Raw genomic sequence first — 23,247 nt, forward strand, 5'->3', positions numbered from 1 at the left:
CCAAACCTTGATTTATCAGACACTTACGGTAACAATGAAACCTCGCATAACTACTGGCTCATTTCCGACAAACTTTTCAGATAATTTTGAAGCGCTGGAATACGAGCAAGCGATAAATCACCAATTGAAAATGGGTTCATCAAATCGAATGTTAAAACGTAAAGCCCTTCCAGCTTACATCGCCATTTTTGCGGATTTAATGACCTTATTGTTGTGCTTCTTTGTTTTGTTGCTGTCGATGTCGGAGCTTGATGTTACCCGTTTGAAAATGGTTGCCGAATCAATGCATAACGCGTTTGGTGTGACTCCGCCAGAAATTCCCGAGCCGATTCCGATGGGTACATCAATAATCAAGCAAACCTTTTCACCGAACCCTTCTGATGTGACCGTTATCCAGGAGGTCAGACAATCCGCAGACCCAACCAAACCTATTCTGGAAACCAGCAATCTCAATTTGTATCTACAAGCTAAACAACAACGTCAACTAAAAGAAATTAACGAAGCACTTCGTGAACAAATCGATGAAGGTATACTCCAAGTAGAAACACGAGAAGATCGAGTGGTGATTATCATTGATGAACAAGCTTCTTTTCCATCGGGATTAGCCTCTATCAAACCGGCCTTTATGCCGGTGCTAAATGTAATTGCAAAAGCCTTGGCAGACATTGATGACCCTCTAGTCGTTTCAGGACATACAGATAATCGTCCGTTAAGCACACCACAATATCGGTCGAACTGGGAGTTATCAGGTTCAAGAGCCACTTCCGTCGTGCACGAATTATTGCGCTACCCTCAATATGAGGCCGAACGTTTCAGGGTCGAAGGCTATGCTGATACACGCCCAGTCACCGAAAATGACACGGAATCAGGTCGAGCACGCAACCGAAGAGTGGAAATAGCTGTCCTTACTCAATAAGAGCTGTGATGCCTCGATTATTTATGGTACAACCAAGCAACGATGCGATGATTGCTCCGCCAACTCCGAGGACCTAGGAACATTCCATGAAAACATCTGATCTGCTGGTGAAAGCGCTAGAAAACGAAGGGGTCGACTATATTTTTGGTATCCCTGGTGAAGAAAACCTCGACTTCCTTGATTCATTACAACATTCCTCGATCAAACTAATCATAACCCGGCATGAACAGGGGGCAGGCTTTATGGCCGCCACCTATGGTCGACTAACTGGCAAGCCCGGTGTTTGTCTTTCAACCTTGGGGCCTGGTGCAACTAATCTCATAACTCCGGCGGCGTACGCCCAGCTTGGCGGCATGCCAATGTTGATCATCACCGGACAAAAACCAATTAAAGCCAGTAAACAGGCACTGTTTCAAATTGTCGACATCGTCAATATGATGCGGCCCATTACCAAATTCACCAAACAGGTCGTTCATGGCAACACCATTGGCGCTGTTGTTCGCGAAGCATTTCGTATTGCGGTTCAGGAGCGTCCTGGCGCGGTTCATATTGAACTACCGGAAGATATTGCGGCAGAAGAGGTTCACGATCGAATCTATGTGGTCGAAAACATTCGACGCCCGGATGCTGATAACACAGCGATAAAAGATGCTTTGGAAATGATTCGCAAAGCCAATATGCCATTGTTATTAATCGGTGCAGGTGCAAACCGGAAACGTGCTAGCAAAGCGTTAACCCGTTTTGTCGAAAAAACCGGAATTCCCTTCTTCAATACCCAGCTTGGTAAAGGCGTTATTGATGAACGTCATGACAGCTATCTCGGTACAGCAGCTTTATCTGAATCCGATTATCTACACTGTGCAATTGAAAGAGCCGATTTGATTATCAACGTTGGACATGATGTCGTCGAAAAACCGCCATTTTTTATGAAAGATGGTGGTGCGCCGGTTATTCATATCAACTTTCAACCGGCTGAAGTCGATCCTGTGTATTTTCCGCAGCTGGATGTGGTTGGTGATATTGCCACATCCATTAATCGCTTATCCGATGCCTTATCACCACAGTCAAATTGGGATTTCTCCTATTTTTATCGGGTAAAACAAGAAGTTCAGCAGCGGCTTGGTTTGTATAGCGATGATGATCGGTTTCCGATTTTGCCACAAAGTGCTGTTACTACCATTCGCGCCGCGTTGGGTGAAAAAGATATTCTGGCTTTGGACAATGGCCTTTATAAGATTTGGTTTGCCCGTAACTACCAGTGTTACGAAAATAACACTTTATTATTGGACAATGCCTTGGCAACAATGGGAGCCGGTCTGCCTAGTGCGATGCTCGCCAAATTATTGAATCCGGATCGTAAAGTGGTTGCTGTCTGTGGCGATGGCGGTTTTATGATGAACTCACAGGAAATGGAAACCGCTGTTCGGCTTGGTCTGGATTTGGTTGTTATCATTCTCAATGACAATGCCTATGGCATGATCAAATGGAAGCAACAAGGCATGGGGTTTAAGGACTTTGGTTTAAGCTTTGGTAACCCTGATTTTGTGAAATACGCTGATAGTTACGGTGCCATGGGCCACCGTCCGACCAGTTATGTCGAGTTCGATAAAATGCTGCGTGATGCACTCGACACTCCCGGTGTACATCTCATTGATGTCGCTATCGATTATTCTCTTAATCACTCAATTCTCAATGAAGGTTTGAAACAGAAAATCTGCATTCTATAAGGAAGCTTTATGTCTACCGCACCCCACTTCGCCCTGTCTATTCCCGGCGTAGCAGCCAAGCAATGGGCTAAAATCGATGTCACCAATCCCTATAACGATAAGTTGATCGCAACGGTAGATGTGGCTGATGCTGACACGGTAGAAACAGCACTACAAACTGCAGATCGACTGTTTAAAGATAGAAGCAAATGGCTTAGCGTTCCTCAACGTTTAGCTATTTTGGAAAAATCACTCAGCTTAATGCAGCAACAAGCAGATGAATTAGCCAAAGGTGCTGCTGAGGAAGGTGGCAAACCGCTGATTGATTCAAAAGTTGAAATGGTGCGTTGTATCGACAGCATTCGTCACTGTCTTGATACGCTACGTCATCAAACTTCCCATCCAGTGCCAATGGGTGTAAATCCTGCTTCCCAGCATCGTTTAACCATGCTGCACAAAGAACCGATTGGTGTGGTTGTGGCTATCAGTGCGTTTAATCATCCGTTAAATCTGATAGCCCATCAGGTCGGTCCAGCTATTGCAGCGGGCTGTCCGGTCATTGTTAAACCTGCAGAAAATACGCCGTTATCCTGTTTCCGTCTGGTGGAGATTTTTCATCAGTCTGGTTTACCTGTTGAATGGTGCCAGGTTTTACTAACAGAAAACCATCAAGTTGCAGAACAGCTTGCCACTGATCCGCGTGTTGCTTTTTTAAGCTTTATCGGCAGTGCAAAAGTTGGTTGGTATTTACGTTCAAAACTGGCGGCTGGAACACGTTGTGCACTTGAGCATGGTGGTGTGGCCCCGGTTATTGTCGATGAAAAAGCCGATATCGATGCAGCCATTCCTGGTCTGGCCAAAGGCAGCTTTTATCATGCTGGTCAGGTATGTGTGTCGGTTCAGCGAATTTTTGCCCATCATTCGATTGCCCGTGAACTGGCTGAAAAGCTGGCCGCAGCCGGTAATAAAATGTTGATTGGCGATCCATTATCGGATCAAACAGAAATCGGCCCATTAATTCGTAATAGTGAAGTGGCTCGGGTCAATGACTGGGTACAAGAAGCGGTTAACGAGGGTGCAGAATTATTATCCGGCGGTGAAGCACTGGAAAATAACTGTTATGCCACGACTGTATTATTTGATCCGCCAGCAGATGCCAAAGTCTCCAAAAGTGAAATTTTTGGCCCGGTGGTTTGTATCTATCCTTATCAGGATGTGGATCAAGCAATTGCTGAAGCCAACAGTCTGGATTTTGCCTTTCAGGCGGCGGTTTATAGTCAGAATATTGATAATGCAATGTATGTGGCAGAGCGGCTGGATGCGTCGGCAGTGATGATTAACGAACACACTGCATTTCGTGTCGACTGGATGCCATTTGCCGGTTTGAAACACTCAGGTCATGGTACTGGCGGCATTGCCTATAGCATGGAAGATATGCAGATCGACAAAATGATTGTTTTGACCTCAAAGAATATTCCGTAATCAGCCTATAAAACCTCATATGGCAGACAAAAAGAGACCGCCCGTAGGCGGTCTTAAAATGAGGGAGAGAGAAAAAGTACTTATTATTGAGACATCGCCCGCAACATCCAGGCCGTTTTCTCATGAATTCGCATACGGTCTGAAACCAAAGCCAATGAAGATTCATCATCCGCAGCTTCTGCCAGTTTCAATACTTCACGGCAGGTTTTAACCACTAATTCGTGATTGTGCGTCAAAATTTCTGTCATTTCTTTCGCTTCAGGTACACCGTCTTTTTCCTTGATCGAACTCAATTCGGCAAACGCTTTATAAGTACCCGGAGCTGAGACACCCAACGTTCTGATTCGTTCCGCTATATCGTCAACTGCCGTCGCCAATTCAACATAATGCTCTTCAAACATTAAATGTAGTTCACGAAAGCGCGGACCAGTCACATTCCAATGGAAGTTATGGGTTTGCAGATACAAAGTATAGGTGTCAGCCAATAGTTTTTTCAGACCTTCGGCGACCTTCTCTCTGTCTTTCTTATTAATACCAATATCAATAGAACTCATACATTTACCTCCTGATAAAACTCGAAGTCAGCCGTGAAATCACGGCGACCATGATCCATATATCTGTTTAGTTCACATCGTTCAGTGAAATACCAATTGCGTCAGCAACACCTTTGCCATAGGCAGGATCGGCTTTCAGGCAATTACGAATATGACGTTTTTTCACTTCATCATCAGCACCGTCAATTGCCCGAGCAGTGTTTTCAAACAATACCTGCTGTTTCTCTGGCGTCATCAAACGAAACAAGTTGCCTGGTTGTGAGTAGTAGTCATCATCATCTTCTCTAAAGTTCCAGTGATCCGCCGCACCATTAATCGCTAAAGGTGGCTCACTAAAATCAGGCTGTTCCTGCCACTCACCATAACTGTTTGGCTCGTAGCCTTTAGTCGCACCGTAATTACCATCGACACGCATTGCGCCATCACGGTGAAAACTGTGTACCGGACAACGAGCAGTATTTACCGGAATCTGATGATGATTTACCCCCAATCTATATCTATGGGCGTCACCGTAAGAAAACAACCGTCCATGCAACATTTTGTCGGGCGAGAAGCTGATGCCCGGTACGACATTGGCAGGAGAAAACGCCGATTGCTCCACATCCGCATGGTAATTCTCAGGATTACGATTCAGCTCCATTACGCCAACATCTATCAACGGATAATCTTTATGTGGCCAGACTTTCGTCAGGTCAAAGGGATGAATATGATAGGTATCGGCATCTTTTTCCGGCATGACCTGTACTTTCAATTCCCAACGGGGATAATCAGCACGTTCAATTGCTTCAAATAAGTCTTTCTGGTTACTTTCACGATCCTCGCCTACCACTTTACCAGCTTCTTCATCAGTCAGGTTTTCAATGCCTTGCTTGCATTTAAAATGAAACTTGACCCAGAAACGTTCATTATTAGCATTGATAAAACTATAGGTATGACTGCCAAAACCATGCATATGCCGATAGCTTTTTGGCAAACCACGATCACTCATTACAATCGTAACTTGATGTAACGCTTCTGGAAGTAAGGTCCAAAAATCCCAATTGTTCTGAGCGCTACGCATATTGGTTTTCGGGTCACGTTTTACAGCATGATTCAGATCCGGAAACTTCAATGGATCACGTAAAAAGAATACCGGCGTGTTATTGCCGACCATATCCCAGTTACCTTCTTCGGTATAAAACTTAACGGCAAAGCCACGGATATCACGTTCTGCATCTGCTGCGCCGCGCTCTCCAGCCACTGTGGAGAAACGGGCGAATAATTCAGTTTTTTTGCCGACTTCGGAGAAAATTTTGGCGCGAGTGTATTGCGTAATATCGTTAGTGACCGTAAAGGTTCCAAAAGCACCAGAACCTTTGGCATGCATTCGTCTCTCTGGAATAACTTCACGATCGAAGTGGGCCATTTTTTCCAGAAACCAGACATCTTGCATAAGTAACGGGCCGCGAGGACCTGCTGTCATACTATTCTGATTATCTACGACTGGTGCGCCACCGATTGTGGTGAGTTTTTGTTTGTCTGCCATGTTCGCCTCCTTGAGGGCAATAAAAAAGACTCATCTACGTGAGTTTGTCCTTACTATAGGCTAAAACATTGAATCGTTGAAACAACAAATTCCTATATTAACAATCGGTTTTATCGATTAAGTTATTTATTAAGCGAATATTTAACGCAATGAACGGTATTCACCTTCCCGGCCTCGCTTACTTAAAACTAACTGCCACAGCTGCCCTTGTTTAGAACGAAAGAATCCGGCACAGCTGTGTAAATAATATTTCCACATTCGGTAGAACCGTTCGTCATAATTACTTGATAACGCTGGCCAAGCTGTATCAAAGTTTTCCCACCAGGCCATTAACGTCTTATCGTAATCAGTACCAAAATTGTGCCAGTCTTCTATGACAAAACGACCATTGATGACCTTCGCCAACTCTTCTGCCGAAGGCAATTTTCCATTGCGGAATATATATCTATCAATCCAGGGGTCGACCTTCAAAGAAGTAGCATGTATGCCGATGGTGTGCAGCAAGAATAAGCCCTCAGGCTTTAATAACTTCAACGCGCTTTCAAAGTAGACGGGATAGTTTTTAGGACCAACATGCTCAAACATGCCAATGGAAACAATCTTGTCAAATTGGCCTTCAAGATCGCGATAATCCATTAACTCAATAGTAACCGGTAATCCTGCACATCGCTCGCGAGCAAGAGTTTGCTGCTCCTTGGAGATAGTGATACCAAGCACTTCAACACCATAATTCTTGGCAGCATATTGAGCAAAACTTCCCCAACCACAACCGATTTCAAGTACCGATTCTCCGGGTTTAAGCATCAGTTTTCGGCAAATTAAATCCAATTTATCAATTTGTGCTTGAGCCAACGTATCGGCATTAGCCCAATAACCGCATGAATAACTCATTGTCGGATCGAGCATCGCCTGAAAAATATCATTACCGGTATCGTAGTGTTTTTTACCTACTTCATAGGCTCGTTTGCTAGTTTGGCGATTAAAAATATTTTGACGGATAATTTCGATAGTCAAACTGAGCTTAGCAACGCCACCCAAATGCTTTTCAACATCGGCTTTAAGTAAACGGTGGAATAACTCATCCAGCTCATGGCATTCCCACATATTGTCCATGTAGCTCTCACCGAAGCCTAACGAACCTTGGGTGAGAATGCGGCGATAGGCTCTGGAATCAAACACCTGAATATCCCATGGATTATCACCGTTGAATTCAACCCCGGCCAAAGCAGCCGCTTCTCGCAAAATAGCTGGAGGTGAAACCGTTTTAGTTTGACTTAGTCGCTCTTCAGTCAACTTAACATGAGCCACTTTTGAATTTGAATTATTCATAGGCGTTATTGCTCCTCTGTTATAAGGTTTATAGCCTTACCTTAGCTGAAAAGCATATTGATTTGTATAAGGTAATTTCTGAATTTTTCCAGGTGTGTCAATAAGATGAAAAAATTCGTGGAAAAATCTAAGCTTTTGAATTTAACACTTCATTTTTTTACTTAAAGTCCCGAGTTAACATGCCGCTATTACGTTAATAGATCACCACCTTTTGGTCAGCATTTCCTCAAGTTAAATAAATATAGAAGGGCAACCTCATGAAAACAAATCTGCCAATAACAAATAATGAAGTTGCCTTCCCTGACGGTGAAGAAATCGTATCAACCACCAGTATGAAAGGCATCATTACGAGCTTTAACAACACCTTTCAAAAAATCAGTGGTTTTGAAGCAGATGAACTGATTAATAAAAATCACAATGTCATAAGACATCCGGAAATGCCGGCAGAGGCATTTGATGATTTATGGAAAGCAATGAAATCCAAGCATCATTGGATGGGAATTATAAAAAATCGTGTTAAAAATGGTGATCATTATTGGGTGGATGGGTATATAAGCCCAATGATCGAAAACGGCGATGTGGTCGGTTATGAATCTGTACGGACCAAACCCACACGTGAACGTGTAGAACGCGCTGAAAGAGTTTATAAACGCATAAATAATGGCCAGTCAGCAATTGATGGCAGTTGGTTTTATCGACTCAATTTAAATTATCGCTTTCTGTTGGCTCACGTAATAGCACTCGTTATTTCATTGGTGGTGGCAAGCTCGCTGTTGCAGGTTGAACCATATAAACTTGCCATCATTGCTGCAGTGACAATTGTGATTTTTTGGGGCTTATCTACCTGGGCTTTTTTACCATTAAAACAAGCAGCTAACCGGGCACGGGAAGAAATCAACAATCCGTTAATGGCATTAATTTATACCGGCCGCTCAGATGAAATCGGCCAAATCCAGTTAACTGCTGAGTTTTTAAAAGGCCGGTTGGGAACCACATTAGGTCGAATCAGAGATTCCGCTGCCAGTATTGAACAAGAGGCAGACAACAGTGCACATTCTGTTTCAGATATTCAATCGGCTATCCGCCAGCAAGCGATGCGGATGGAAGAAGTCGCGACAGCAATGACCGAAATGACTGCCAGTATTCAAGAGGTTGCTACCAACGCCGCCTATGCTGCCACCAAAGCTCGTGAAACTGACGAGCTGTCAAAGCAAGGTGTATCAAGCGCATCAAAAGCTGTAAATTCTTTAGGCGATGTAAGCGCTGCCATCGGTAACATTTCCAAAGTAGTTGCTCAATTGGATAAAGATACTCGTAATATCGGACAGATCATTGAGGTAATTACCAGCATCGCCGATCAAACTAATCTATTAGCTTTGAATGCCGCGATTGAGGCTGCCCGAGCTGGTGAACACGGTCGTGGCTTTGCTGTGGTTGCTGAAGAAGTTCGTTCATTAGCCAGTAAAACTCAACTGTCCACTCAACAAATTCAAAACTTAATTGGTGAGTTGAATAACGCGGTGAAAGAAGCGGTGAAAGTGATGGAACAAAGTCAGCAAACCAGTGGCACCAGTGAGCTGCATGTCAAAGCATCTATCCAAGCGCTGGAAACCATCGCTAATGAAGTCAGCAATATTAATGAGCTGAATTTCCAAATTGCTGCTGCCGTTGAAGAGCAAAGCAGTGTCAGCGAAGACATTAATCGCAACATTGTGCAAGTTAATGAAAGCGCGTCACAAGTTTCGCATGGTGCCGAAATTGCTGACAACGCGGCCCATAGCTTATCAACCCAATCTCATCATATGAGCGACATGATTAAGCGTTTCCAACAAGGTTAGTTTATTTAGCAAAATAGCTTTAAAGTTCAGCTTAAATTAAGCCTGATTGACTAAAATCAGGCTTAATTATGTTAGATAACTCATATTTAGTGATTAGGAAAAATATGCAACGGCTATTTTCTTCAATACTGCCATTAATCGGATTATTACTGATTTCAGTTTTACTCGTAACACCCGTTATGGCTGACGATGTAAGTCATTCAGAAGCACGCATGTTGCGTGAGTCTGGTAAGATCCTGCCATTAGAAACCATTATTGAGAAAGCCAAAACTTATCGCACAGGCCAAGTTATCGACACAGAGCTTGAACGTGATGACGGCATGTTAATTTACGAAATTGAAATTCTTGATGAACAAGGTCGTGTTTGGGAGCTTGAATTTGACGCAACCAACGGCGATTTGCTTGAACTGGAGCTGGACGACTAATTATGCGGTTACTTCTGGTCGAAGATGATGCGCAAATGGGTCCCACCCTGCAAAATGCGTTGTCCCAAGCAGGTTACGCTGTGGATCTTTCGGTAGATGGCATTGATGCTGAAGCGCTTGGTGATATTGAACCATATGATCTAGTTGTACTGGACCTAGGGTTACCCAAACGCTCTGGAATGGAAGTTTTACAAAATTGGCGTAGTCGAGACAATCATGTTCCCGTGGTTATCCTGACAGCCCGAGGCAGTTGGGAAGAAAAGGTCCAGGGCTTCAAAGCGGGCGCCGATGATTACGTTGCCAAACCGTTTCAAACTGAAGAATTATTAGCCCGTATCAGTGCCGTTCTGAAACGCAGTTCCGGCACCAGCGGCGGACCATTACAGGTTGCCGGGTTGCAATTGGATGAAGATGCTCAATCGGTTAAATTAAGCGATGGCACAACGTTTACTTTGACAGGAACGGAATTCCGCTTATTACGCTATTTTATGCTGCATCCTGGTCAGGTTATTTCTAAAAGCCGGCTCACAGAGCATGTCTATGAATACGATAGTGACAAGGACAGTAATGTTATCGAAGTTTATGTTAATCGCCTGCGACAGAAAGTGGGCACCGATTTAATTCAGACCCGCCGCGGGCAGGGCTATATTTTCGGCTCAGCATAATGTCGCTTAAACGCCGGCTTTCACTAGGTCTGACGTTTACCTTAAGTCTGTTGATCTTACTGCAATGGGCATTGATTACGCTGGTAATTGAACGGGTTACCGAAACACAATTACTGGAACGGCTGGAAAGCGAAAGCGAAGGATTACTGGCCAGTGTCGAAATCAACCCCGATGGCAGCTTCGAATTAAATTCATTACGTATTAGCAGTTTGTATCAACGACCATTCTCCGGTCATTATTTCGTTGTGTGTACCGAACAGTCCTGCAGACAATCCAGATCTTTATGGGATGAGTCGTTAAACATCGAACCGATCCCCAGCGGTGAGAGAGTTCAGGCATCCTTGATCGGACCAAATGATGAGCGTTTATTCACCTTGCATCGAGGCTATTACAAACAAGGTCACAATCTCACCATTATGGTGGCTCAGAATATCAGTGCTTTGGATGAAGATATTTTTCAGTTTCAAATGCTTTATTCATTGGTTTCCGCCATTGGTTTAGTCTTATTACTTTTTATTCAATGGCTAATTGTCGGTAAGGCATTACAACCATTACAACGAATCCAAAAACAGCTATCTGGTTTGCGCCGCGGAGAAACAGCAAAAATTGATGCCAAGGGACCGGCAGAAATTCAACCGATGATTGAAGAGCTGAATCGTTTGCTCAATACCATGACCCGCAAAACACAACGCTCCCGAGCCGCGTTAGGCAATCTAGCTCATGCCCTGAAAACCCGGCTGACATTGCTAAATCAAACTGCTGAACGCGAGGCAATAAAAAACCTGCCGGATATTCAAAGCTCATTAAATCAGGTGAGTCGCGATATGGGACAAATTATTGAAAGAGAATTAAAACGTGCTCGCTTATTGGGTTCTGCAATGCCAGGTCAAAAAGTTGAACTGGAACAGGAAATTGCTGAGCTAAGTAAGACATTACAACTGCTTTATCGTGACAAATCCCCAGTCATTGACTGGGAGATAGAACCAGACTTGTTATTTATCGGTGATCGGGAAGATTTGCTAGAGATGTTGGGCAACTTGCTGGAAAATGCCTGTAAATGGTGCCGAAAGCGGGTCAACATTAGTGTCTATCAAAATGATTATTGTCATTTTGTGGTCGAAGATGATGGTAAAGGTTGTGATGAAAGCGAATTATCGCAACTCCCCCAACGCGGATACCGAGCTGACGAATCCGTCCCTGGAAGTGGGCTCGGATTAGCAATTGTTTCAGATATAGTAGATAGCTACAGTGGTGAAATGTTGTTTAGTCGCTCTTCAATGGGAGGCTTGAAAATAGAGGTTCGATTACCGCTTATCGTATAAAAAAACCCGCCGAAGCGGTTTCCGAAAACCATTAGAACCAATCCCAATCTCTGCTGACTTTTCTCACCTCACCGGTCTCGGCATTAACATAGACATCCCATTCCTTACCGTCCTTACCCAGCACTTCGATTTCATAATCCCAGCCACCAAAAAATGAACGGTTTTCCAAATCAATGTCATCAATGATGCCCGGCTTGGCTTCTAAAGCAATGGATTTTGCTTCGTCCACACTAATCAAACCCAGCTGTTCACTTTTCGTTTGCATTTCAACTATATCATCAGCAAAAGCTGAAAAACTTATTACAGAACTCACCAGCGTAAACATTAATAATTTTTTCATATCGCCACCCTATTAGTTATGGATTTTTACGATATAAAATTAAAATTAAATTAAGCTGAATTATTCAATCTATTTTTAGCTACAACAAATAAAAAAACGCCCGTCAAAGACGGGCCGCTGCTTTTTACACCAGGATAGAGTTAACTATCAATCACGTTCTACTTTACGAAGCTCACCAGTTTTGGCATGAATATCGATATCCCATTCAGTACCGTCTTCCTGGACTACTTCAACTTCATATTCCCAGCCACCGCCGTTATCAATACTATCCAGTTCGATATCTTTAACTACGCCTGGTTTTTCCTGTAATGCGATGTTTTTAGCCTCATCAATGCTTATCAAACCAAACTGTTCAACTTTCATTTGCATTGAAGCTAAATCATCATTAGCGATTGCAGTTGCAGCTGAAAATGTCAGCGCTGAAGCAAGTAATGTCGCTAATGTCATTTTATTTAAATTTTTCATTTTTGGTACTCCTTTCCGATTAAGGTGGGTTCACTTTACAAAACCAAACTTAAATCAAACTGAATACAATTAATTTTTATTTTTTTGATTTATATTTCGTTGTTCTGCATGTTCAGCAGCAAACTCATATAAATCCACTAAATCTGTTTCTGAAACATCTATGACGGTATCTATTTGAGAAAGTGCCCATTGAAAATCCGCTTCGTTTAACAGCAGTTTTTCATCCGCACTTTTAATAAATTGCTGATGATGTTTATGGTGGCTATCTCGTTGTGGATAATGGCGTCCGGGCAGGAGGTTGTTAATTAATAACGAGAGGAAAAGCAGGCCTCCAGCATTGATGATCACCACGGCATAAACAAACTGCCAGGCAATGGCGCTGTGTTCCGGAAGGCCGATTACAGCAATTATTGCGGTAGCGGCGGCTGGGGGATGTAGGGCATGCAATAGATGCATTAATAGCACTGATAATCCCACTGCTGTTGCTGTAGCGATAATTGGATCGGCTATCCAATAATTACAGTTCACCCCCACAACAGCTGCAATTAAATGGCCTGCCATTAATGGCCAAGGCTGTGCCATAGGACTATGCGGCAACACGAATAATAAAAACGTTGACGCTCCCATTGAGGCAAGCACCAATAATTCCATTTCCATTGTGAGTTGAAGCCGGCTTATGAGGGACATTAGCAGCAAAATTGCAGTAAATGCCCCAAGGCTAGCGCTTATTATCTCTCTGGATTTAGGATGATTTGATAATACTTTTTGCAAAACTTTGAATGAATTCATTGCGTGATAATGCTTTACTGATGAAGGTTGAAATCCATCTACTGGCACTCTTGAAGCAAACGGATTTCACTATTTGTTTGAAGAAGATTTGTTAGAGAGCTTCAGCCGGACCAAAAAACTCTGCAAAGATGGCTGAATCTTCAACACCCTGCTGTTGAAGCAATAATCGTGTTGTCTTCATCATTGCTTTCGGACCGCACAGGTAATAATCCGCTTGAGGATCTGGTAATAACTGCTCCAATAAGGCTTTATCTATGTGACCTAGGCTTTGGTGCAATTTGTCAGAATTGACGATTGAAGCAGGTTGGCTAAGGCGAACATGCCAGTCAAAATTTTCATAGGTGTGAGCCAGAACTGACAGCTCTTCATGAAACGGCAAAACATCATTATTTCTGGCCAATTGTATTAAGGTAAAAGGCCGCTGCGGAGAATGGGCTAATCCATGATGTAACATGGAAAGCAGTGGGGTGATGCCAACGCCACCGGCAATAAATACCACCCGCCGATGGTTATCTGATGGCAGCTTCAAAGTAAAAACTCCACTTGGGGGTGTCACTAAAAGCTGATCGCCTTCGTGAAAACTGTCATGTAAACGATTGGATACCACGCCATCCGCATGTTCAGGCAATTGGTTTTTTTCTTTTTTGACACTGATACGAAAGTAATCTTCTCGCGGAGCAGCAGACAAACTATAATTGCGCATCACTTGGCTGCCGTCGGCCAACTGAACTTTAAGGGTAATGTATTGGCCTGGCAGATAGGCTTGTAAGGGCTTTTTATCCATCGGACTTAAATAGAAAGAAGTGATGTTGCTGCTTTCCTGATGACGTCGAATCAGGTTAAAAGCTTTGAAGCCTTGCCAACCATGTTGCTGAGTTTGTTGATTATATAAATCATCTTCTCTATCGATAAACAGTCCTGCTAATAACCCATAAGCATCAGCCCAGGCATCAATAATATCGTCGCTTGCAGCCTCACCTAAAACTTCACGTAATGTTAATAACAGATTATTCCCAACGATGGGGTAATGCTCTGGCTTAATGCCTAAAGCAACATGTTTGTGCGCGATCAATTCAATTGCGTGCTTTAATTTTTCAGGATTATCAGCATGTTGGGCATAGGCGCAGAGTGCACCTGCCAAGGCGCGTTGTTGCGTGCCTTCGTGTTGATGAGCCGGATTAAAAAAAGTTTTTACTTCCGGATTGTTTCGGAACATATTTTTGTAAAAACAATCCGCTATTTTCTCGCCATGCAGCTCTAATATTGGCAGTGTTTGACGAATAATATCGAAAGTTTCTGGCTTCATTGCCAAACTCCTATCGTTTAAATAGGTATTTTACATGCTTATTTAAAAACGCATAGTATTGTCCATCTTTTAGGAGTTAACGAAAAATGCAACTCACCACGCATACCGACTATGCGCTTAGATTGTTAGTGTATCTGGCAGTACATCATGGTAAGCAACCTGCAACCATTCAGGATGCAGCGACACGATTCGACATTTCTTCCAATCACCTTGCTAAAGTCGCGCAGACTCTGGTGCAACATGGCTATATTGTCAGCCATCGCGGTCGGGGGGGTGGTTTAAAACTGGCCTTACCCGTTGCGGATATCGGTATTGGCAAGTTAGTTCGTAAAACCGAAAACTTGCAATTACTTCCCTGTTTTAGTGATGAAATCGCCTGCCCAATCCAACCGGCGTGCATCTTGAGAAACGCACTTCATAAAGCTCAGGCAGCATTTTTAAATGTATTGGATGACTATACTCTGGCCGACGTCATCTTTAACAAAGATCGTTTACAAGAGTTACTGGAAATCCCAGAATCCACATGAAAACTTCTTGGCAGAAATGGCGCAGTGAACAACGATTTAGTTTGACTGAAAAACGTCTCGGATTTGCCAATGAATTACGTCTGTTACACCAAGCCGCATTATTTAAAAATTTACAATCCATCATCGACCCCTTACCCAAAGGCACCATCGGATTTTATTGGCCAATTCGTGGAGAGATTGATTGCCGCGATTTTATTTTCGGCCTTATCAAACAAGGTTGGGCTGCAGCCTTACCGAAAATTATCGATGCTGATAAAGCCTTGCAGTTCCGCCAGTGGGGACCAGACTCGTTTATGCAGGCAGAGATTTGGGATATTCCTGTTCCTCAAAATACCCTTATCGTTCAGCCAGATGTCCTAATTATTCCCTTGGTCGGTTTTGATATCGATTTATACCGTCTAGGTAATGGTGGCGGTTTTTATGATCGAAGTTTAGCTACTCCGACAAAACCTCTAAGCATTGGTATCGGCTATCAGTGGATGCAACTGCCAAGCATTCATCCTCAGCCGCATGACGTGCCAATGGACTATATTGTTACCGAAAAAAATATTTATTGTTAATTCGGCTATCCCGCTATCACTCGCCGCAACGGCAATTAGCAGCGCTGAATATTAAAAGCATGTGACGCCTCTCACTATTCCAGTATATTCACATTCTGAGTTGCATTTTGTCACCCAAGCAGGATGACTGGAGTCATCTATATATGAATCAGACTATGAGCCGTTTATTGAACAGCCGTCTATTTGACTGGCTGATTTTTTTATTGCTGATAATTGTATTTGTGACCGATAGATACACGATTGCAGGATTTGCTCATGGTGTATTGTACGCCCCCATTCTAATGTTGTCTGGGCTAGGCAAAAGTCTTCGCCGCCTTACCATAACATTTATTCTTTGCGTAATTTTAATCTGGGCCGGCTCTCTTATTATGCCGATCAGCTTTGATAGTTTGTTAAAAACTCAGTTTATCGCCAATCGTATACTCGCTACTCTGGCTTTAATGACGATTTTTTTGCTAAGCAGCTTTACCATCCGCTCACAACAGCAACAGACTAAATCTCAACAACAACTTAAGCTCGCCGCAGGAATTGCAAAACTAGGTTATTGGCAATTAGATAACTCTGGACATTTACAGCTAAGTCCCGAAGCGGCTCGTCTAATCCATCAACCCGGCCATAGCAATATTTCTCAACAGCACTTTGTCTCTTTGTTTATAGCCCAACAGCAAAACACGCTAAATCAAGCGTTGAATAACTCGCTCAGCCATCAAGCTCCATTGGATGGCGAGTTCTCAATGATCGGCACAGATGGACCGCATCGGATACGGATAATGGCTCATCATGATGCGCGATTACCAACACAAATTCAGGGCGTGATCCAGGATGTAAATGACAGCAAACTCGTCGAGGCAAATCTGGCTGAAGCACAACGTCGTTCGCATTATATGGCGGAGAGTACACACCAGTTCATGTGGACGGTTACCGCAGAAGGTTCCATCGACTCGGTATCTGAGCTTACGGTAGCTTTTTTTGGTAAGCCCGCAGCACATGTTCGGCAACATTGGATTGAGTTATTACATCCAGAGGATCAGGCTCGAGTACAAGAACGCTGGCTGTATTCCATAAAAACCGGTGATGCATACTCGGATGAATATCGTCTGCGTCGCTTTGATAATGAATACATCTGGTTTTTGGCTCAAGCTAGTCCCATTCGTAATGAACAAGGCCAAATCAATAAATGGTATGGCTCCAGCATCAATATCAATCAAATAAAAATGCTGCAACAACAAAGTGAAACATTATCACTGCAGTTACAAAACACGCTGGACAGCATTACCGACGCTTTTTTTACGTTAAATAGCAACTTGCGCTTCAACTATGTAAATAATCAGGCAGTAACGCTATTAAACACGCCACGCTCAATTTTGCTGAATGATAAAGGCATTGAAAATACTGATATTGATCCGGCGGGAGCTATGCTTAAAAAATTATCTTTGGCATTAGCACAACAGCAGGTGATTTCCTTTGAACATTTTTATGAAGCAAAACAATTATGGCTGGATATCAAGATTTATCCATCAAGCAAAGGCTTAACCGTCTATTTGCGGGACATCACACGGCAAAGAAGAGAAAGTGAAGAACTAAAACTACTACGAAGTGCTGTTTCCCAACTAAATGATGTGGTCATCATTACCGAAGCGCCACGTTATGCTCACGAAAAACCGAATATTGTTTTTGTGAACAGTGCCTTTGAACGGATAACCGGTTACAACCGTCAAGAAGTCATCGGCAAAACGCTTAATATCCTGCACGGCCCTAAAACGGAAAAAAATGAGCTAAACAAAATCAAATTGGCTTACAAAACCTGGCAACCGATTCGAGCTCAACTGACGCAATATCATAAAAGCGGTCGTGAGATAGTGCTGGAATTAAACAGTGTACCGATTGGCTTAACCGCAGGCTGGTACACCCATTGGGTCTCAGTGGAGCGCGATATTACCGAAGAAATACATATTCAAAAACAATTACAACTGGCACAGCGTATGGAAGCAATTGGCCAGTTGACGGGAGGTATTGCACATGATTTCAATAACCTGTTAACGGTCATCACTGGAAATAGCGAATTATTAATTGATGAACTGTCTGAAAAGCCTTCTTTACAACCACTTGCCAGACTTATTAGCAGTGCAGCTGAACGAGGCGCAGGGTTAACCCGTAATCTACTGGCATTTGCTAGGCGTCAGCCACTGTCTCCAGAAGCGGTTAATATCAATATGCTGATCCGAAATATGGAAGCATTGTTACGAAGTTCACTGGGGAATAAATATCAATTGGATTTGAATCTCAGCAGCGATATCTGGCCAGTGATGATCGATCCGGTTCAACTAGAAAGCAGTTTATTAAATCTTACGCTTAATGCGCGAGATGCGATGCCTGATGGTGGCAAATTGATGATAAGTACTGAGAGGTTTATTTTACTCAATCCAGATACATCATCTCAGAATGAAATGGCTGCAGGTGAATACGTCAAAATTGATGTGATGGATAACGGTGATGGCATACCACAGGACTTGCTAGATAAAGTTTTTGAACCATTTTTCACCACCAAACCAACGGGTAAAGGCAGTGGTTTAGGCTTAAGCATGGTGTTTGGTTTCATTAAACAGTCCGGCGGAAATATTGAGGTTCAGTCTGAACACGGTCATGGCACACGCTTTCAGTTGTTTCTTCCGCATACTGACACGGTGTCTCCTGCAGCAATTCTTCATGATATTGAAGCTCCAATGCCATTACAAAATTCTCAACAGACGATTTTGGTTGTCGAGGACAATGATCTGGTACGGCAGTATGCCATCTCTCAACTGCGCGATGCTGGGTATCAAGTTCTTGCTGCTGCTGACGGCCATCAAGCATTAAACTGGCTTGCTTCTGCACAGCAAATTGATTTACTGTTCACTGATGTATTGATGCCTGGCGGACTAAGTGGCTATGAATTGGCTCAGCAAGCGAAACAGCTTCGTAAAAACCTGCCGGTTCTTTATACCTCTGGCTACACTGAAAAAGCTTTGACAGATGAAGAAATTCAAAACGGCAGCATTGCTATTTTGAATAAGCCTTACCATCGTGCGGCTCTTTTAAACAGGTCGCGCAAATGCTCACTTATAAAAGCTGAGAGAAAGATACATGTCTGAGCATAAACTGCTGATATTAGATGATGACGAACTGACCGGAGAAACCATCCGCAACGTTGCAGAATATGCAGGTATGTCTGTCCGGGTAACTACTACCGCCACTGATTTTTTCGATCTGCTACAACAATGGAAGCCAACACATATCGCGCTTGATCTGATCATGCCAGACATGGATGGCGTTGAAGTGCTGGGCGCATTAGGTGAACAACAAATTAGTGCCAAAATTATTATTACCAGCGGTGTAGGACATCAAGTTCTTCAAGCTGCTGCAAGATCAGCCGCAGCTCATGGGTTAAATATAGTTGGAATCCTCCCTAAACCCTTTAACCCTAAAGCTTTTCGCGAAATGATCGACCTGCCGTCACCAAATCTAACGGACCTCATTGACGGCGGTCAGCATCAGCAATCAGGATTAAGCTTGCCCGCCATAACTGCAAAGGATGTTGCCGAGGCGATTAAAAATCGTGATATTACCTTGGCATACCAACCCAAAGTGAGTTGCGCTAGTGGTGTATTAACGGGTTTTGAGGCGTTGGCACGCTGGTATCACTCTGACCACGGCTTCATTGCACCTGATGTATTTATTGCAATAGCAGAGCAAAACCATTTAATTGATGACTTAACCCTTCTTGTATTTGAGCAGGCATTACCCTGGTTTAATCAGTTCTGTAAAGAACAACGACATCCCCCCGCCACTGCACAAGCTAGTCAATTAATCTGCTCTATCAATATTTCCGCCCTGTCGTTACCAAATCTCAACTTGTTTAATCAAGTCGAAGCATTGTGCGGATTACATGATGTAAAACTTCACAGCATCATGCTGGAACTGACTGAAACCGGCGCAATGGATGATCCGGTTGCGTCATTGGATATTTTGACCAGATTGCGGATGAAAGGCTTTCAATTATCGATAGATGATTTTGGTACTGGCTTTTCATCCATGTTGCAGCTGGTACGTATGCCATTTTCCGAAGTGAAAGTGGATAAATCTTTTGTGATGACGGCGCAACAATCTCGTGAATCCAGATTAGTGATTCAAGCCATCATTGAATTGGCTCATAGTCTGGATATGAGAGTAATTGCTGAAGGCATCGAAGACTATGCGACCCTGCAATTTTTACAAAAGCTCGGTTGTGATAAAGCACAAGGGTATTTTATTGGTAAACCGGTACCTGCGAATCAAATCAATGAATGGTTACAACAACGCAAATTAGCCTTGGAGCAACAAAGACTTAGAGCACTCGAATCGTTGCAAATTATGGACACTTTGGCTGAGCAGCGCTTTGATCGGATAACTCGCTTAGCAAAACGTATGTTTGATGTACCGATTTCATTAATTACTTTGCTTGACTCGAAAAGACAGTGGTTTAAATCAAAAGTCGGTGTCGACATTTATGAAACTCCACGCGAAATTGCCTTCTGCAATTACACAATTGAACAAGAAAGCAGCTTTATAGTGAATGATGCAATCACTGACCCACGTTTTTCTGATAACCCTCTTGTCATCAAGGCTCCCTTTATCCGCTTCTATGCCGGATACCCTATCAGAGCTCCGAGTGGGGAAAGATTGGGTACTGTTTGTGTAATTGATCAAAAACCACGTTATATGAGTGAACGTGATTGCCGATTGTTACGTGAACTTGCCTTAATGGTGGAAGAAGAAATCGCCACCAACCAACTACTCTGTGAAGACCATTTAACCGGCCTGCTCAATAGAAGAGGCTTCGAATTCAGGGCCAACCATGTATTGCATTTGTGCCAAACCCAGGATTATGAAGCTTCTCTAGTCTATTTTGACCTAGATAACTTTAATCAAATCAATGACAATCTAGGCCATCATGCTGGTGATAATGCGTTACTGCAGTTCTCAAGCCTATTGAATACCACATTCCGAGATTCAGATTTGATTGGCAGGATAGGCGCTGATGAATTTGTCGTATTGATGGTGAATCAAAAAGACACCGATCAAACCACCATTCTTCAAAGGCTTTCAAATAAAGTCGACATTTACAACGCCTCCACTCATGCTGATATTCATCTGCATTACAGTTTTGGTATAACCACAACCAAATCGTTAAGCGATTACGATTTACAACAGCTTTACACCCTTGCCGATGAAGCCATGTACCGCAACAAACGTAATGGTCAGCATTTAAACCTAGCCATCAACATTAATAGCCAACCAAACCATTAATCGTTTTTAACGATTAAAACAACCTGAATAAGTTGTTTTATTAATCATTTTTATTTCGATACACTGCTCGCAACTGGATAATTATTCAGGTCACATCAACCCCGTAAAGGAGATTAAAAGCATGACTCAACGAGTTCCTAATGTTGTATTCAAAACCCGTGTCCGTGATGAAAGCATTGGCGGTGATAACCCGTTCCGCTGGCAGGATGTTACTACTGACGAGATTTTCAAAGGCAAAAGCGTGATTGTTTTTGCACTGCCCGGCGCTTTCACACCGACCTGTTCAAGCACTCACTTGCCTGGTTATGAAGAACACTACGATGAACTGAAAGCCAAAGGCATTGATGAAGTTTACTGCCTGTCTGTTAACGATGCTTTCACCATGTTCCAGTGGGGAAAACGTCAGGAAGTAAACAAAGTTAAATTGCTTCCAGATGGTAACGGTGACTTTACTCGCGGCATGAATATGTTGGTGAAAAAAGAGAATCTGGGCTTTGGTGCACGGTCATGGCGTTATTCAATGCACGTTGTAGACGGTGAAGTTAAACAGTTGTTTGCTGAACCCGGCCAGATGGATAACTGCCTGATGATCCATTTGAAGTCAGTGGTGTCGATACGATGCTGGATTATTTGAACAAACAGTAAGATCGCTTTAGCCATGATTCACCGGACCTGCATAAATCTCAGGTCCGGTGTTTTTTTGCAAAGTTAAGCAGTAAACAGGAGTTTTACAGATGAAATATGATTACGATTTATTTGTTATTGGTGCCGGCTCAGGTGGTGTTCGTGCAAGCCGGATGGCGGCATCTTATGGTGCAAAAGTCGCTGTTTGCGAAGATCGTTATCTGGGCGGAACCTGCGTCAATGTCGGTTGCGTTCCCAAAAAACTCTATGTTTATGCTTCTGAATATTCATCACACTTTAAGGATGCAAAAGGCTTTGGCTGGCAAGTAAGCAAACCGGCATTTGATTGGTCAACCTTACGTGATAACAAAACCGATGAAATCAGCCGACTGAATGTTGTCTATGAAGGCATTCTGGATCGGGCCGGGGTTGAGATCATTGATGGCAGAGGCAAAATTGTCGATGCCAACACCGTTGAAGTTAATGGCAAAACATTTACTACCGAACGTATATTAATTGCTACCGGCGGCTGGCCATTTATACCTGATATACCCGGCAAAACCCACGCCGTGGATTCAAACGGCATATTTGATTTGGCAGAATTTCCGCAGCGTCTGGCAGTTGTTGGCGGTGGCTATATTGCCGTTGAATTTGCCGGTATTTTTCATGGTTTGGGATCACAGGTCACCCAATTAGTGCGTGGTGGTGGTTTATTAAATGGTTTTGACAAAGAAATTGCCGAGTTCGCCGCAGAGCAGATCCAGCAAAACGGTGTGCATATCCGTTTTAATACCGAAGTGAAATCCATCAAAAAACAACAAGATGGCAGTCTGTATTTAACCATGACCGATGGGCAGCATTTAACCGTCGATGCCGTGCTGTTTGCCACCGGTAGAAAGCCTCACCTCGATGGTTTGGGGCTGGAAAATGTGGATATCAAACTCAGTAAAAGTGGCCATATTGCGGTTAACAAAACTTTTCAAACCTCCGAGCCCAGTATTTATGCCTTGGGTGACGTCACGGGGGGAATCGAGTTAACGCCGGTTGCCTTGGCTGAAGGCATGGCATTAGCCGGTTATTTGTTTGACAAGCAACCGTGTAAAGTGGATTACAGCAATATTGCAACAACGGTATTTTGCCAGCCCAATATCGGCACGGTGGGTATGACCGAAGAGCAGGCGCGTGAAGAATACCCTAATGTATTGAAATTCCGCTCAAACTTTCGTGCGATGAAAAACACGCTTGGTGGATCGCAGCAACGTACATTAATGAAACTACTGGTCGACGCTGATACCGATAAAGTGCTTGGTGCACATATGGTTGGTGAGTCAGCCGGAGAAATCATGCAAGGCATTGCGATTGCTATGAAATGCGGTGCCAGCAAAGCGGATTTTGATGCCACCATTGGCATACACCCAACTGCTGCTGAAGAGTTTGTCACTATGCGTACACCGGTCAGCGATTAATCAGGAAAATCCTGAGTGTCGTCAGGTGTTTCACTGAGGTTTTAGTTGTTGGTTCGCGATAATCTATTCCTAAGTCAGCAAAC

19 protein-coding genes and 1 pseudogene are annotated in these 23,247 nt (G+C 43.3%); 13 read left to right on the forward strand and 7 right to left on the reverse strand.

What is annotated here, in order from left to right; translation table 11 throughout:
* Window positions 1–34 precede the first annotated feature (34 nt).
* The 3 genes from E8Q33_RS11945 to E8Q33_RS11955 all read left to right on the forward strand — a co-directional run bounded on the left by E8Q33_RS11945 (window position 35) and on the right by E8Q33_RS11955 (window position 4,104).
* Window positions 35–916, forward strand: coding sequence for an OmpA family protein (locus E8Q33_RS11945; RefSeq protein WP_136554980.1), 882 nt, complete (start codon window positions 35–37; stop codon window positions 914–916).
* Window positions 917–1,002: 86 nt separating this feature from the next.
* Window positions 1,003–2,643: an acetolactate synthase large subunit gene (locus E8Q33_RS11950; RefSeq protein ID WP_069295830.1), complete on the forward strand. Its 1,641-nt coding sequence runs from the start codon at window positions 1,003–1,005 to the stop codon at window positions 2,641–2,643.
* 9 nt (window positions 2,644–2,652) lie between these two features.
* Window positions 2,653–4,104 (forward strand): aldehyde dehydrogenase family protein, encoded by a 1,452-nt coding sequence (locus E8Q33_RS11955; protein ID WP_136554981.1) that lies wholly within the window; start codon window positions 2,653–2,655, stop codon window positions 4,102–4,104.
* 83 nt (window positions 4,105–4,187) lie between these two features.
* Here the strand turns inward: E8Q33_RS11955 and E8Q33_RS11960 are convergent, their stop codons facing one another.
* The 3 genes from E8Q33_RS11960 to cfa form a co-directional block, all read right to left on the reverse strand.
* Entirely contained in the window at window positions 4,188–4,658 is a 471-nt protein-coding gene (locus E8Q33_RS11960; protein WP_069295828.1) for a Dps family protein, read from the reverse strand.
* Window positions 4,659–4,725: 67 nt separating this feature from the next.
* A complete protein-coding gene (locus E8Q33_RS11965) occupies window positions 4,726–6,183 on the reverse strand; it encodes a catalase (protein ID WP_136554983.1) in 1,458 nt (485 codons plus the stop codon).
* 141 nt (window positions 6,184–6,324) lie between these two features.
* Window positions 6,325–7,512 carry a cyclopropane fatty acyl phospholipid synthase gene (gene cfa, locus E8Q33_RS11970; protein WP_136554985.1) on the reverse strand — a complete coding sequence of 396 codons (1,188 nt, stop codon included), beginning with the start codon at window positions 7,510–7,512 and terminating at the stop codon, window positions 6,325–6,327.
* Window positions 7,513–7,769: 257 nt separating this feature from the next.
* Between cfa and E8Q33_RS11975 the strand changes: the two genes are divergently transcribed.
* The 4 genes from E8Q33_RS11975 (at window position 7,770) to E8Q33_RS11990 (ending at window position 11,762) form a co-directional block, all read left to right on the forward strand.
* On the forward strand, window positions 7,770–9,350 hold the full coding sequence (locus E8Q33_RS11975) for a PAS domain-containing methyl-accepting chemotaxis protein (protein WP_136554987.1): 1,581 nt from the start codon (window positions 7,770–7,772) through the stop codon (window positions 9,348–9,350).
* 104 nt (window positions 9,351–9,454) lie between these two features.
* Window positions 9,455–9,775, forward strand: coding sequence for a PepSY domain-containing protein (locus E8Q33_RS11980; RefSeq protein WP_069295825.1), 321 nt, complete (start codon window positions 9,455–9,457; stop codon window positions 9,773–9,775).
* Between the two features lie 2 nt (window positions 9,776–9,777).
* On the forward strand, window positions 9,778–10,440 hold the full coding sequence (locus E8Q33_RS11985) for a response regulator transcription factor (RefSeq protein ID WP_069295824.1): 663 nt from the start codon (window positions 9,778–9,780) through the stop codon (window positions 10,438–10,440).
* Window positions 10,440–11,762 (forward strand): ATP-binding protein, encoded by a 1,323-nt coding sequence (locus tag E8Q33_RS11990; RefSeq protein WP_247870085.1) that lies wholly within the window; start codon window positions 10,440–10,442, stop codon window positions 11,760–11,762. The genes E8Q33_RS11985 and E8Q33_RS11990 overlap by 1 nt, the downstream gene beginning before the upstream one ends.
* A 31-nt stretch (window positions 11,763–11,793) precedes the next feature.
* Here E8Q33_RS11990 and E8Q33_RS11995 read toward each other — a convergent pair whose 3' ends face one another.
* The 4 genes from E8Q33_RS11995 to hmpA form a co-directional block, all read right to left on the reverse strand.
* On the reverse strand, window positions 11,794–12,102 hold the full coding sequence (locus E8Q33_RS11995; protein ID WP_136554991.1) for a PepSY domain-containing protein: 309 nt from the start codon (window positions 12,100–12,102) through the stop codon (window positions 11,794–11,796).
* A gap of 147 nt (window positions 12,103–12,249) precedes the next feature.
* Window positions 12,250–12,567, reverse strand: a complete 318-nt coding sequence (locus E8Q33_RS12000; RefSeq protein ID WP_136554993.1) for a PepSY domain-containing protein — start codon at window positions 12,565–12,567, stop codon at window positions 12,250–12,252.
* A 69-nt stretch (window positions 12,568–12,636) separates the two neighbouring features.
* Window positions 12,637–13,224: an HPP family protein gene (locus E8Q33_RS12005; RefSeq protein ID WP_168800204.1), complete on the reverse strand. Its 588-nt coding sequence runs from the start codon at window positions 13,222–13,224 to the stop codon at window positions 12,637–12,639.
* A 223-nt stretch (window positions 13,225–13,447) separates the two neighbouring features.
* On the reverse strand, window positions 13,448–14,662 hold the full coding sequence (gene hmpA / locus E8Q33_RS12010; protein ID WP_136554996.1) for an NO-inducible flavohemoprotein: 1,215 nt from the start codon (window positions 14,660–14,662) through the stop codon (window positions 13,448–13,450).
* 86 nt (window positions 14,663–14,748) lie between these two features.
* Here hmpA and E8Q33_RS12015 point away from each other — a divergent pair, with 86 nt between their 5' ends.
* From E8Q33_RS12015 to gorA, 6 genes and pseudogenes are all read left to right on the forward strand, one after another.
* Window positions 14,749–15,189: an Rrf2 family transcriptional regulator gene (locus E8Q33_RS12015; RefSeq protein WP_069295818.1), complete on the forward strand. Its 441-nt coding sequence runs from the start codon at window positions 14,749–14,751 to the stop codon at window positions 15,187–15,189.
* Window positions 15,186–15,749, forward strand: a complete 564-nt coding sequence (locus E8Q33_RS12020) for a 5-formyltetrahydrofolate cyclo-ligase (protein ID WP_136554997.1) — start codon at window positions 15,186–15,188, stop codon at window positions 15,747–15,749. The genes E8Q33_RS12015 and E8Q33_RS12020 overlap by 4 nt, the downstream gene beginning before the upstream one ends.
* Before the next feature lie 143 nt (window positions 15,750–15,892).
* Complete coding sequence (locus E8Q33_RS12025) at window positions 15,893–18,880, forward strand: PAS domain-containing sensor histidine kinase (RefSeq protein ID WP_136554999.1); 2,988 nt, start codon at window positions 15,893–15,895, stop codon at window positions 18,878–18,880.
* Window positions 18,873–21,074 carry an EAL domain-containing protein gene (locus E8Q33_RS12030; RefSeq protein WP_136555001.1) on the forward strand — a complete coding sequence of 734 codons (2,202 nt, stop codon included), beginning with the start codon at window positions 18,873–18,875 and terminating at the stop codon, window positions 21,072–21,074. The genes E8Q33_RS12025 and E8Q33_RS12030 overlap by 8 nt, the downstream gene beginning before the upstream one ends.
* Before the next feature lie 121 nt (window positions 21,075–21,195).
* A pseudogene (locus tag E8Q33_RS12035) lies at window positions 21,196–21,719 on the forward strand (peroxiredoxin).
* A gap of 89 nt (window positions 21,720–21,808) precedes the next feature.
* Window positions 21,809–23,164, forward strand: coding sequence for a glutathione-disulfide reductase (gene gorA, locus E8Q33_RS12040; RefSeq protein ID WP_136555003.1), 1,356 nt, complete (start codon window positions 21,809–21,811; stop codon window positions 23,162–23,164).
* Window positions 23,165–23,247 lie beyond the last annotated feature (83 nt).

Source organism: Methylophaga sp. SB9B, from assembly GCF_004832235.1.
Taxonomy (GTDB): domain Bacteria; phylum Pseudomonadota; class Gammaproteobacteria; order Nitrosococcales; family Methylophagaceae; genus Methylophaga; species Methylophaga muralis.

What these genes read in the sequence shown, in the direction of transcription:
- E8Q33_RS12005 (WP_168800204.1), bottom strand. Translation starts at nt 13,224, where the DNA reads ATGGAAATGGAATTATTGGTGCTTGCCTCAATGGGAGCGTCAACGTTT.
- E8Q33_RS11985 (WP_069295824.1), top strand. Translation starts at nt 9,778, where the DNA reads ATGCGGTTACTTCTGGTCGAAGATGATGCGCAAATGGGTCCCACCCTG.
- E8Q33_RS11945 (WP_136554980.1), top strand. Translation starts at nt 35, where the DNA reads ATGAAACCTCGCATAACTACTGGCTCATTTCCGACAAACTTTTCAGAT.
- gorA (WP_136555003.1), top strand. Translation starts at nt 21,809, where the DNA reads ATGAAATATGATTACGATTTATTTGTTATTGGTGCCGGCTCAGGTGGT.
- E8Q33_RS12015 (WP_069295818.1), top strand. Translation starts at nt 14,749, where the DNA reads ATGCAACTCACCACGCATACCGACTATGCGCTTAGATTGTTAGTGTAT.
- E8Q33_RS11990 (WP_247870085.1), top strand. Translation starts at nt 10,440, where the DNA reads ATGTCGCTTAAACGCCGGCTTTCACTAGGTCTGACGTTTACCTTAAGT.
- E8Q33_RS11955 (WP_136554981.1), top strand. Translation starts at nt 2,653, where the DNA reads ATGTCTACCGCACCCCACTTCGCCCTGTCTATTCCCGGCGTAGCAGCC.
- E8Q33_RS11980 (WP_069295825.1), top strand. Translation starts at nt 9,455, where the DNA reads ATGCAACGGCTATTTTCTTCAATACTGCCATTAATCGGATTATTACTG.
- E8Q33_RS11995 (WP_136554991.1), bottom strand. Translation starts at nt 12,102, where the DNA reads ATGAAAAAATTATTAATGTTTACGCTGGTGAGTTCTGTAATAAGTTTT.
- hmpA (WP_136554996.1), bottom strand. Translation starts at nt 14,662, where the DNA reads ATGAAGCCAGAAACTTTCGATATTATTCGTCAAACACTGCCAATATTA.
- E8Q33_RS12025 (WP_136554999.1), top strand. Translation starts at nt 15,893, where the DNA reads ATGAATCAGACTATGAGCCGTTTATTGAACAGCCGTCTATTTGACTGG.
- E8Q33_RS12030 (WP_136555001.1), top strand. Translation starts at nt 18,873, where the DNA reads ATGTCTGAGCATAAACTGCTGATATTAGATGATGACGAACTGACCGGA.
- E8Q33_RS11950 (WP_069295830.1), top strand. Translation starts at nt 1,003, where the DNA reads ATGAAAACATCTGATCTGCTGGTGAAAGCGCTAGAAAACGAAGGGGTC.
- E8Q33_RS11965 (WP_136554983.1), bottom strand. Translation starts at nt 6,183, where the DNA reads ATGGCAGACAAACAAAAACTCACCACAATCGGTGGCGCACCAGTCGTA.
- E8Q33_RS11975 (WP_136554987.1), top strand. Translation starts at nt 7,770, where the DNA reads ATGAAAACAAATCTGCCAATAACAAATAATGAAGTTGCCTTCCCTGAC.
- cfa (WP_136554985.1), bottom strand. Translation starts at nt 7,512, where the DNA reads ATGAATAATTCAAATTCAAAAGTGGCTCATGTTAAGTTGACTGAAGAG.
- E8Q33_RS12020 (WP_136554997.1), top strand. Translation starts at nt 15,186, where the DNA reads ATGAAAACTTCTTGGCAGAAATGGCGCAGTGAACAACGATTTAGTTTG.
- E8Q33_RS11960 (WP_069295828.1), bottom strand. Translation starts at nt 4,658, where the DNA reads ATGAGTTCTATTGATATTGGTATTAATAAGAAAGACAGAGAGAAGGTC.
- E8Q33_RS12000 (WP_136554993.1), bottom strand. Translation starts at nt 12,567, where the DNA reads ATGAAAAATTTAAATAAAATGACATTAGCGACATTACTTGCTTCAGCG.